10 protein-coding genes and 1 pseudogene are annotated in these 9,640 nt (G+C 65.2%); 7 read left to right on the forward strand and 4 right to left on the reverse strand.

The features are described 5' to 3' along the window. Positions 1-483 precede the first annotated feature (483 nt). Both ACRDTL_RS02480 and ACRDTL_RS02485 read right to left on the reverse strand, forming a co-directional pair. Positions 484-1,386, reverse strand: a complete 903-nt coding sequence (locus tag ACRDTL_RS02480) for a class I SAM-dependent methyltransferase (RefSeq protein WP_431505133.1) — start codon at positions 1,384-1,386, stop codon at positions 484-486. Between the two features lie 91 nt (positions 1,387-1,477). Further along, positions 1,478-1,729, reverse strand: a complete 252-nt coding sequence (locus ACRDTL_RS02485; protein ID WP_431505134.1) for a sigma factor-like helix-turn-helix DNA-binding protein — start codon at positions 1,727-1,729, stop codon at positions 1,478-1,480. Positions 1,730-1,881: 152 nt separating this feature from the next. Here ACRDTL_RS02485 and ACRDTL_RS02490 point away from each other — a divergent pair, with 152 nt between their 5' ends. The 3 genes and pseudogenes from ACRDTL_RS02490 to ACRDTL_RS02500 all read left to right on the forward strand — a co-directional run. After that, on the forward strand, positions 1,882-2,493 hold the full coding sequence (locus ACRDTL_RS02490; RefSeq protein WP_431505135.1) for a TetR family transcriptional regulator: 612 nt from the start codon (positions 1,882-1,884) through the stop codon (positions 2,491-2,493). 35 nt (positions 2,494-2,528) lie between these two features. Next, positions 2,529-2,786, forward strand: coding sequence for a ribbon-helix-helix protein, CopG family (locus ACRDTL_RS02495; RefSeq protein ID WP_431505136.1), 258 nt, complete (start codon positions 2,529-2,531; stop codon positions 2,784-2,786). A gap of 78 nt (positions 2,787-2,864) precedes the next feature. After that, a pseudogene (locus ACRDTL_RS02500) lies at positions 2,865-3,123 on the forward strand (type II toxin-antitoxin system VapC family toxin); the annotation flags it as partial. Here the strand turns inward: ACRDTL_RS02500 and ACRDTL_RS02505 are convergent. Beyond that, positions 3,098-3,988: an oxygenase MpaB family protein gene (locus tag ACRDTL_RS02505; protein ID WP_431505137.1), complete on the reverse strand. Its 891-nt coding sequence runs from the start codon at positions 3,986-3,988 to the stop codon at positions 3,098-3,100. The pseudogene ACRDTL_RS02500 and the gene ACRDTL_RS02505 overlap by 26 nt on opposite strands. Before the next feature lie 81 nt (positions 3,989-4,069). Between ACRDTL_RS02505 and ACRDTL_RS02510 the strand changes: the two genes are divergently transcribed. After that, positions 4,070-4,708, forward strand: a complete 639-nt coding sequence (locus ACRDTL_RS02510; protein WP_431505138.1) for a TetR/AcrR family transcriptional regulator — start codon at positions 4,070-4,072, stop codon at positions 4,706-4,708. Positions 4,709-4,712: 4 nt separating this feature from the next. Here ACRDTL_RS02510 and ACRDTL_RS02515 read toward each other — a convergent pair whose 3' ends face one another. Next, positions 4,713-5,297, reverse strand: a complete 585-nt coding sequence (locus ACRDTL_RS02515) for a VOC family protein (protein WP_431505139.1) — start codon at positions 5,295-5,297, stop codon at positions 4,713-4,715. Positions 5,298-5,425: 128 nt separating this feature from the next. On the opposite strand from ACRDTL_RS02515, the gene ACRDTL_RS02520 reads away from it, so the two are divergent. The 3 genes from ACRDTL_RS02520 (at position 5,426) to ACRDTL_RS02530 (ending at position 9,485) form a co-directional block, all read left to right on the forward strand. Continuing rightward, positions 5,426-6,064: a TetR/AcrR family transcriptional regulator gene (locus tag ACRDTL_RS02520; protein ID WP_431505149.1), complete on the forward strand. Its 639-nt coding sequence runs from the start codon at positions 5,426-5,428 to the stop codon at positions 6,062-6,064. A gap of 1 nt (position 6,065) precedes the next feature. After that, positions 6,066-7,187 carry an alpha/beta hydrolase gene (locus ACRDTL_RS02525; RefSeq protein WP_431505140.1) on the forward strand — a complete coding sequence of 374 codons (1,122 nt, stop codon included), beginning with the start codon at positions 6,066-6,068 and terminating at the stop codon, positions 7,185-7,187. 111 nt (positions 7,188-7,298) lie between these two features. Next, complete coding sequence (locus ACRDTL_RS02530; RefSeq protein WP_431505141.1) at positions 7,299-9,485, forward strand: acyl-CoA dehydrogenase; 2,187 nt, start codon at positions 7,299-7,301, stop codon at positions 9,483-9,485. Positions 9,486-9,640 lie beyond the last annotated feature (155 nt).

Genomic DNA, 9,640 nt, shown 5'->3' on the forward strand with positions numbered 1-9,640 from the left:
GCATAAGCTAAGTGTCGAGACACGGGATGCGCCAATATCCGGCCTCGGTCACGTCCACGCCAGGACCCAACCGCCGCGGATGAGCGGGCATCGCAGCCTCCCTACTGGCTCTTTTCCGGATCATAATGAAAATCATTTTCGATGCGGCTCCGTCGGGACAGTACCGCACCGGTCGGCTACTAATGAAAATGGGTGTCATTAGGTAGACCGATTTCGGACAAGTAGTCGGCCGGAGGGGGCGGATCGGTTCCATGAGTGGCGGCACCAATCGATCGCTTCGGCGGTGCCGTCGCTGGGAATGAGCACTTCCACACCTCGGGAAGCGCGGGTGATTGGCACGCATCAGATCCTATCTGCAAATGCGGAGTTGAATATCGCACGTTTCCGCGAAAGCTACGTTGGCTGGCTATTCAATCCGTATCTACGGAACTGCAGGTCTATCACGCACCACTCAGCGCGCCGGGTCCGATTACGCGCGCCGGATCACGCCTTGACGGCGCTGACCAGCGTGTTGCGGGCGATCATCGGCCCGGCCTCGGTGCCCGGCCCGGGCACCGGCCTGCCAACCGAACGCAGATAATCGGCCAACGGCGTCGCGGACGTGGTCCAGCCGTGCTCGCCGAACCACTGCTCGGCCGGAGCGTGCTGTTCGTTGTAGACCAGCTGGAAGAACAGCCGCTGGTCGCCCTGGGCATTCGCTGCGCGCTCTTCCTCGACGGCGGCTGTGAACTCGTTGGGTGCCATCGGCTGGCCGTCCTCAATGGCGACATGGCTGCCGGGCGCGGCCAGCGAGTCGATTCCGGTGAACAACTTTTGCTGCGCGGCGGCCGGGAGATAAATCAGCAGACCCTCGGCGATCCAGGCCGACGGTCTCGCGGGGTCGAATCCGCCGTCCCGCAACGCTTGTGGCCAGTCCTCACGCAGGTCGACGGCAACCTCCCGGCGCTCGGCGTTGGGTTGGGCGCCCTGCCCTGCGAGCACCTCACGCTTGAAGTCGAGGACCTGCGGACGGTCCAACTCGAAGATCGTCGTCCCGTCGGGCCACGGCAGCCGGTAGGCCCGCGAGCCCAAACCCGCCGCCAGGATGACCACCTGCCGGACGCCGGCGCCGGCGGCCCGCCGAAAGTAGTCGTCGAAATACCGGGTGCGGGCGCCTTGGAAGTTGACGAAATGCTGGCCCCATTCGCTCGCCAACTGGTGACGGGGAGCCTCGCCGTCGAGCACGGCCGCCCAATCACCGCCGACCGCGCGGCAGAACCCCTCGGCAAACGGGTCGACGGCCAGTGGGTCGGCCTTTTGTGCTTCCAATGCTCGCGCGGCTGCCACGTTCAACGCGGTCATTCCGACACTCGTTGTGATGTCCCAGTTGTCACCTTCAGTACGCACGTAACCGACGCTACGCCACGGTGTCTGGTGGCAACTCGTCATGCACATCGACAACGTTCTGGACGCGCCTACCGGCGCCGCAGCGACACCGTCACCGGAGCATGTCGCTCTCGTGCAGGGTCGCCCGTAACGCGTGCAGCGCGCGGTGCAGTTCGTGCTTGACGATGTCGTCCTTGGTACGCAGTTCGGCTGCAATTTGCGTCGTTGTCTGTCCGAGGTAGTAGGACCGGTAGATCATCGCGCGGTGCTCGCGGGACAGATTGGCTACCGCATCTCTGACCAGGTTTCCGTCAGCGGCTTGCCACTGGGCCCGCCGCGCCATCTCCGCCTCTAGACACCTCACGGCGCACGTGTCCCGATTCCACGCATCATCCCGATTGACTCTCGCGACCCGCTCCTGATTACAACTTTGCCATCGTTGTTCTGATTGTATACAACATTGGGATACTTGTGTCAATACCGACATCATCGATATCTCTGTCGTACTCTCTGGGTATGTCGAATGCGCCGAATTTTCAGGCCGAGGTGCGCCAGTTATTGCGCGACCGGGTTTTGGATGCCGCGTACGCGCTCATCTGTGCGGAGGGCTGGCGCGCGGTGAACATGTCGCAGATCGCCGCCACGGTCGGTATCAGTCGACAAGTGCTGTACAAGGAGATCGGCGCGAAGCAGGCATTGGGCGAAGCCCTGGTCCAACGGGAGACCGACCGATTCATCACCGGGGTCATTTCCGCGATGCGGGCCCACCCCGATGACGTGGTGGCCGGTCTTACGGCCGGCGCAGCCTTCACCTTGCGCGCCGGCGCCGACGATGCCCTGGTCAAAGCGATGTTGGCCAGGGCACGCGATGCGGAGGTCGGCCTGACTCCATTACTGATCACGGGACCACGGCCGATCTGGGGCGGTGCGATGGAAACAATCGCGACAGCCGTCCGGGAGTTCTACGATGTTCCCGATCCAGTCGACCGGCAGTTGAAGTCGATCGTCGAAGTCGACTTCCGCTTAACATTCAGCCATCTGTGGCAGCCCATGAGCACCATCGATGAGGCCGTCCAGCAGATCTCCACAACCCTGCGCGCGTTATTTGAGGCCGCGGCGGCAGCTTGACTGGGCGATGATGTTGACGCGATACCCTCAGCATCATGCGCACCACCGTGTCGATCGCCGATGAGCTACTCGCGGCGGCCAAGCGTCGGGCTCGCGAGCGGGGTCAATCGCTGGGCTCGGTGATTGAGGATGCTCTTCGCCGTGAACTGGCTACTCGTCCCGACGCGGACGCGCGGCCTACGGTTCCCGTGTTCGACGGTGGCACCGGTCCCCAGCCGGGAGTCGACCTGACCTCGAACAGGCCCTTATATGAGGTTCTCGACGAGGGCATGGACCTGAACTCGCGCAAGTGAGCTTTGAATAAGGAATGTTTCTGCTAGACGTCAACGTGCTGCTGGCCGTCCACCGCCGTGACCATGCGAATCACCAAGCCGTCCACCCGGGCCGATGCATTCGCGTTCCTCGACGCCACCATCGCGCAACCCCACCATCTGCCGACGAACCCCGGCCCACGACACCTCACACTGTTGCGGCAGTCTGCGACAATGCCGACGCGTCCGGCGACCTGATTCCCGACGCTGTCCTGGTTCCATCGCCGTCGAGCACCACTGTGAAGTCGTAACTCTGGACCGAGACTTCGCGCGGTTCACGTCAGTGCGCGTGTTTAGACCAACGGCCGACCGGTCCTGATGCGCCGGTCCAGATCCCACAGCAGCAGGTTGAACGGGAACTGGCGAGCAAAGGGCGGCATCAGGTTGTTGACCGTGCGCAGCACGGCGATCAGCCGGTCGAACCGCCGCTGCTTGGCCGCGTCCCACGGAAAGTGCATCTCGTCGCGGAACCGTTGCGGCAGAAAACCGGTGGTTATCAGCAGTCCGGGCTTGTCCGCCAACCGCTGCAGTGGACCGGGCAACGTCAGGCCACGCACCCGGCCCACCGCGATCGGATAGAGATAATCGCGGACCGTGTCGTCGATGTGGACCTTGTCCAGCGACTCCTGCCAGTACCGGTCGAACGCCGCGCGATCCGCCGGCCACATCTCCGGCGGCACCTGCAGCGTGGTGCCGAGCACCACAGCCTCGCGGTAATGCCGTTCGGCGTCGTCCTCGTCCATCTCGCCGACGAACATCCGATAGAAGTCGACGCCGCCCTTGTACAGGCATGCCGCCACCCACAGCTGTAGCTCCGGGTCGAACGCGTTGTAGCTGACCGGGCTGTCGTCGGTCGAGAAGACCTCGGCGTGCACGCGGTTCACCGCCCGGCGAAACGCCGCTTTCTGGGCATCACTGCCCGCCATGGCCACTGCGAGGTAGGTGAACGTGGTGCGGGCCCGCTTGATCGGATGACGATCCACCCGGCCGCTCTCCACCCGGCTCTCCAGCACGCCGTAGCCCACGCCCGGCAGTGCCAACTGCATGATCACGTTGGCCGGCCCGAGCAGCAGCGCCATACCCATCAATTGGTCGTCGATGCTGGGTGCGCGCCGCGGCCGGCGGCGCGCCAATCGGGGGATCGGCGGATCGCTTACCGCACGCTCGACATGCTGGACTGCCATCACCACACCTGCTCGCTAATTGTGAGAACGCTTGTTTCCTGATATTGCCCGGCAATGGCGCGGGATGTCAAGATGGTGCCCATGGGTTCAGTGGCGGCGACGAATGTGCGGCCCTATCGGGGCGTGAGACCCGCCGACCGGCTGGCCGGACGCCGTAATCGCCTGCTGGCCGCGGGCCTGGATCTGCTGGGCGCCGAGCAGCAGGAGATCCCCGAGCTAACCGTCCGCGGCATCTGCAGCCGGGCCGGCGTGGCCGCCCGCTACTTCTACGAGAGCTTTGCGAACAAGGACGAATTCGTCGGCGCGGTCTTCGACTGGGTAATCGCCGACCTTGCCGCCACCACCCAGGCCGCCGTGGCCGCGGCAGCGCCCGTGGCGCAAACGCGGGCCGGCATGGCCAACATCGTGCGGACCATCGACGCCGACCCTCGCGTCGGCCGTCTGCTGTTCAGCTCGCAACCGGCCAACCCGGTGCTGGTGCGCAAGCGCGGGGAGTCCAGTGCGCTGTTCGCCATGCTCTCCGGTCAGCACGTCGAGAGTGTCCTGCGGGTTCGGCAAAACGACCGGATCAAGGCCGCGGCACATTTCGCCGTAGGGGGTGTCGGCCAAACGCTCAGCGCCTGGCTGGCCGGTGACGTGTCGCTGGGCCCCGAGGAGCTAGTCGGCCAGCTCACGTCGGTCCTGGACCACCTGGCCGACCCGGAGCTGTACCGGGATTAGCGGCCTAACTCTTCACCGTGTCGGCCGGCACCCGCCGGTCGGCCGCCGTCTTGGGCACAGCCTGTGTGTCGCTATCAGTGAATTCTTTTACCCAGCAGGCGAATTCAAGTGTAATACCGTCGGGGTCCTGGAAGTAGAACGAGCGCACGTAGACGCCGGGATGCACGGTTGCCGAGACCTGCATCTCGCTCTCGTCGTGGTTGAGCACAGGACCGACCCGAACGCCCTTGTCCTTGAGCCGCTGTCGATAGGCATCGAATTTCTCGGCCGGGACATGGAAGGCGAGATGGTTCATCGTGCTGACCGCACTGGTGATTTCGCCGATGCCGGGGATGGCCGCGGGCGACGAGATGCCCGGCACCCTCTCGGGTGCATCGGCGAACCAGAAGAACGCGACGCAGTCACCGTCGCCGGCGTCGAAGAAGAAATGCTGCCCGGACCCGCCCGGCAGATCGAGGGATTTGATCAACGGCATGCCCAGGACGTTGCTGTAGAAGTCGACCGTTCGCGCCATGTCCGAGCACACCAGCGCGACATGGTTGATCCCACCGAGTTCGAACTCGGTGTTGGGGTTGTACGGCTTGATCATCTCCCGGCTCCCGTCCGTACCCGTATCGCTGATCCGTGGCGAAGATCTGGATCTGAATCTAACATCAGGTTCACTTCTCTTCTAGGGGTTACCGGGTCGGACGAGAGGAGGCGAAGTCGGTGTCGACGGTGTCCGAACAGCCCCCTCAGCGCGCGGAGTTACCGACGCATCGCGGCCGACGGACGCAGGCCGCCATCGACGCCGCCGCCCGGGCGGTCATTGCCCGCAAAGGAATACTGGCCGCCACGATCGCCGACATCGCCGCGGAGGCGGGGCGATCGACGGCGTCGTTTTACAACTACTACGACTCCAAAGAGGCAATGGTTCGCCAGTGGGCATTGCGGTTTCGCGACGAAGCCAACCGGCGGGCCACGACCGTCATCCGGCACGGGCTGTCTAATCGCGAGCGGGCTCACGAGGCGGCGTCCGCGCACTGGCACAGCTACCGCAACCGGCTCGCGGAGATGATCAGTGTGTCGCAACTGGCGATGGTCAACGACGACTTCGCGCAGTACTGGGCCGAAATATGCGCAATCCCGGTTTCTTTCATCGCCGAAACGGTCCGACGCGCCCAGGCCGACGGTTACTGCGCCGGCGACGACCCGGAATTGATCGCAGTGGCGATCGTGGCGATGTTCAACCAGTTCTGTTACATCCAGCTCAGCGGTGCCCGGTCGCAGGTGACCGGTGACCCCGATGACGAGGCGTGCATCGGCACGCTGGCCAACATCTTCTACCGAGCCATTTACTGCAAGGAGGTCAGCTGAGGTGGCCACACCTGGAGTGATTCGCGAATTCATCGGACTGCCATCACCGACTGCCCGGCGTGCAGGCGCGGGCGGACATCCCTGCCAGGGGCTTTATCACCGCGGCGTGGGACGTAAGCCGAAGGTGGCGATGATCGCCACCCATTACCAAATCGACTTCTCCGAGCATTACCTCGCCGACTACGTCGCTACCCGCGGCATCGGCTTCCTGGGCTGGAACACCCGGTTTCGAGGCTTTGAGAGCAGCTTTCTGCTCGACCACGCGCTGGTCGACATCGGCGTCGGGGTGCGCTGGCTGCGCGAAGTACAAGGGGTGGAGACAGTTGTGCTGCTGGGTAATTCCGGCGGAGGATCATTGATGGCCGCCTACCAGTCACAGGCAGTAGAACCGAACGTGACACCACTGTCGGGTATGCGACCGGCGGCCGGGCTGGCCGACCTGCCCCCCGCCGACGGCTACGTCGCCAGCGCGGCACATCCCGGCCGCCCCGACGTGCTGACCGCGTGGATGGACGCCGCCGTCGTCGACGAAAACGACCCGGTGGAAACCGATCCCGACCTTGACCTCTTCCACGAAAGCAACGGCCCCCCGTTCACTGAAGAGTTCGTCAGGCGTTACCGATCGGCCCAGGTTGCTCGCAACCAGGCCATCACAGACTGGGCCGAAAAGGAACTGAAACGTGTTCGCGCCGCCGGGTTTTCCGATCGACCGTTCACGGTGATGCGCACCTGGGCCGACCCGCGCATGGTCGACCCGACGATCGAACCGACCAAGCGTCAGCCCAATATGTGCTACGCCGGCGTCCCGGCCGGGGCCAATCGCTCCGCGCATGGAATCGCGGCGGCCTGCACCCTGCGCAACTGGCTTGGGATGTGGAGCCTGCGGACCTCGCAGACCCGGGCCGAGCCGCACCTGGCGCGCATCACCTGCCCGGCGCTGGTGATCAACGCCGAAGCCGACACCGGAGTCTTCCCGTCCGACGCCCAACGCATCTATGACGCAGTGGCCGCCATCGACAAGTCACTGTGTGCGATCGACACCGACCACTACTTCACCACCCCGGGAGCGCGCACTGAGCAGGCCGACACGATCGCTAAGTGGATTGCCAAGCGGTGGCGCTGAGGGTCCTCGCCCACGTCGTCCCGGGGTCCGGAGCGGCCCATGTGGTAAACCAACCGACCGGTTATTAGATTGGGGATGGCCGGCTGAACCAGCGACAAGGAAAGGCAAGCGATGCCGATCGCGATAACTCCTGAGCATGAAGATCTGGCCGAGTCGGTGCGGTCCCTGGTGGCGCGGGTAGCGCCGTCGGAGGTCTTGCACGCCGCGCTGGAAACACCGATCGACAATCCCCCGCCCTATTGGCAGGCCGCTGCGGAACAAGGGCTGCAGGGGTTGCATCTCGCTGAATCCGTTGGGGGACAAGGCTTCGGCATGCTCGAGCTGACAATCGTGCTCGCCGAGTTCGGCTACGGCGCGGTGCCCGGGCCGTTCGTGCCGTCGGCAATCGCCAGCGCGCTCATCGCCGCGCATGACGAGCAAGCCAAAGTGCTGGGCGACCTGGCGTCCGGCGTGTCGGTCGCCGCCTACGCCCTGGAGTCCGGACTGACCGCGACGCGGCATGGCGACACGCTGGTGATCCGGGGTGAAGCCCGGGCGGTACCCGCGGCGGGCCAGGCCTCGGTGCTGGTGCTGCCGGTGGCGATCGACAGCGGTGAAGAGTGGGTTGTGCTGCGCGCCGATCAACTCGAGATCGAGCCGGTCCGCAGTGTGGATCCGCTGCGGCCGATCGCCCATGTGCGTGCCAACGCCGTGGAGGTCGGCGACGACGCCGTGCTCAGCGGCCTGCCCATGACCACCGCACACGCCGTGGTGTCCACGCTGCTGTCCGCCGAGGCCGTCGGGGTGGCACGATGGGCCACCGACACCGCGTCGGGATACGCCAAGATCCGCGAACAGTTCGGCAGGCCGATCGGGCAATTCCAGGCGATCAAGCACAAGTGCGCGGAGATGATCGCCGACACCGAGCGGGCCACCGCCGCGGTGTGGGATGCCGCCCGCGCGATCGACGAGGCCGGCACCGGAGCAAGTTCAGCGGTCGAGTTCGCTGCCGCGGTGGCGGCGACGCTGGCCCCGGCCGCCGCCCAGCGCTGCACGCAGGATTGCATTCAGGTGCACGGCGGTATCGGCTTCACCTGGGAACACGACACGAACGTCTACTACCGGCGGGCATTGATCCTGGCCGCATCCTTTGGCCGTCGCACCGACTACCCCCAACGGGTGGTCGACACCGCGACCGGCGCCGGGATGCGCGAACTCAACATCGACCTGGACCCCGAAACCGAAAAACTACGAGCCGAAATCCGCGACGAGGTCACCGCACTCAAGGCGATGCCCCGCGAGGAACGCAAAACCGCCATCGCCGAGGGCGGGTGGGTGCTGCCGTATCTGCCCACACCGTGGGGCCGGGCGGCCAGCCCGGTCGAGCAGATCATCATCGCCCAGGAATTCACCACCGGACGGGTCCGCCGCCCGCAGATCGCCATCGCGGCCTGGATCGTCCCGTCGATCGTTGCGTTCGGCACCGAGGAACAAAAGCAACGCTTCCTGCCGCCGACCTTCCGCGGCGAAATATTCTGGTGCCAGCTGTTTTCCGAGCCGGGCGCGGGATCCGATCTGGCCGGGCTGACCACCAAGGCCACCAGAGTCGACGGCGGCTGGCGGATCACCGGCCAGAAGATCTGGACCACCGCCGCACAGTTCTCGCAGTGGGGGGCGCTGTTGGCCAGAACGGAGCCGAACGCCCCGAAACACAACGGCATCACCTACTTCCTGCTGGACATGACCAGCGAGGGCGTGGAAGTGAAGCCGTTGCGCGAGCTCACCGGCGGCGCGATGTTCAACACGGTGTTCATCGACGACGTCTTCGTGCCCGATGACCTCGTACTGGGAGAGGTGAACCGGGGGTGGGAAGTCAGCCGCAACACGCTGACCGCTGAACGGGTTTCGATCGGCGGCAGCGACGCGAACTTCCTGGCCACCCTCGACGAGTTCGTCGAGTTCGTCCGCGACGGGAAGTTCGACCAGGTCGCCCAGAACCGGGCCGGACAGTTGATCGCCGAGGGCCACGCCGCCAAGGTGCTCAACATGCGCTCGACGCTGTTGACGCTCGCCGGCGGGGACGCGATGCCTTCGGCGGCGATCTCGAAGCTGTTGTCGATGCGCACCGGGCAGGGCTACGCCGAGTTCGCGGTATCCACGTTCGGCACCGACGCCGCGATCGGCGATCCGGAGCAACTGCCCGGCAAGTGGGAAGAGTACCTGCTGGCCAGCCGCGCGACCACCATCTACGGTGGCACCTCGGAGGTGCAGCTCAACATCATCGCCGAGCGGCTGCTGGGTCTCCCCCGCGACCCGTAGACCCCCCTCGGCCGAGCGTGCGTGTCGCCGGCCGACACCAACGTAAGAGGTTTTTGTCAATGAGTTGGGGGGCCTGCCCGTTCCTCGTCTCTACGTAGTTCACCAAGCGGGGTCTACGTGCCCCGACAGCGTGCAAGCGAGTTTGGTGAGGAAGG

The sequence above is a fragment of the Mycobacterium sp. genome (assembly GCF_050700595.1).
Taxonomy (GTDB): domain Bacteria; phylum Actinomycetota; class Actinomycetes; order Mycobacteriales; family Mycobacteriaceae; genus Mycobacterium.

Bases quoted from the DNA above. Each gene is read 5' to 3' on its own strand.
- ACRDTL_RS02490 (WP_431505135.1), top strand. From the start codon at position 1,882: ATGTCGAATGCGCCGAATTTTCAGGCCGAGGTGCGCCAGTTATTGCGC.
- ACRDTL_RS02495 (WP_431505136.1), top strand. From the start codon at position 2,529: ATGCGCACCACCGTGTCGATCGCCGATGAGCTACTCGCGGCGGCCAAG.
- ACRDTL_RS02505 (WP_431505137.1), bottom strand. From the start codon at position 3,988: ATGGCAGTCCAGCATGTCGAGCGTGCGGTAAGCGATCCGCCGATCCCC.
- ACRDTL_RS02510 (WP_431505138.1), top strand. From the start codon at position 4,070: ATGGGTTCAGTGGCGGCGACGAATGTGCGGCCCTATCGGGGCGTGAGA.
- ACRDTL_RS02515 (WP_431505139.1), bottom strand. From the start codon at position 5,297: ATGATCAAGCCGTACAACCCCAACACCGAGTTCGAACTCGGTGGGATC.
- ACRDTL_RS02530 (WP_431505141.1), top strand. From the start codon at position 7,299: ATGCCGATCGCGATAACTCCTGAGCATGAAGATCTGGCCGAGTCGGTG.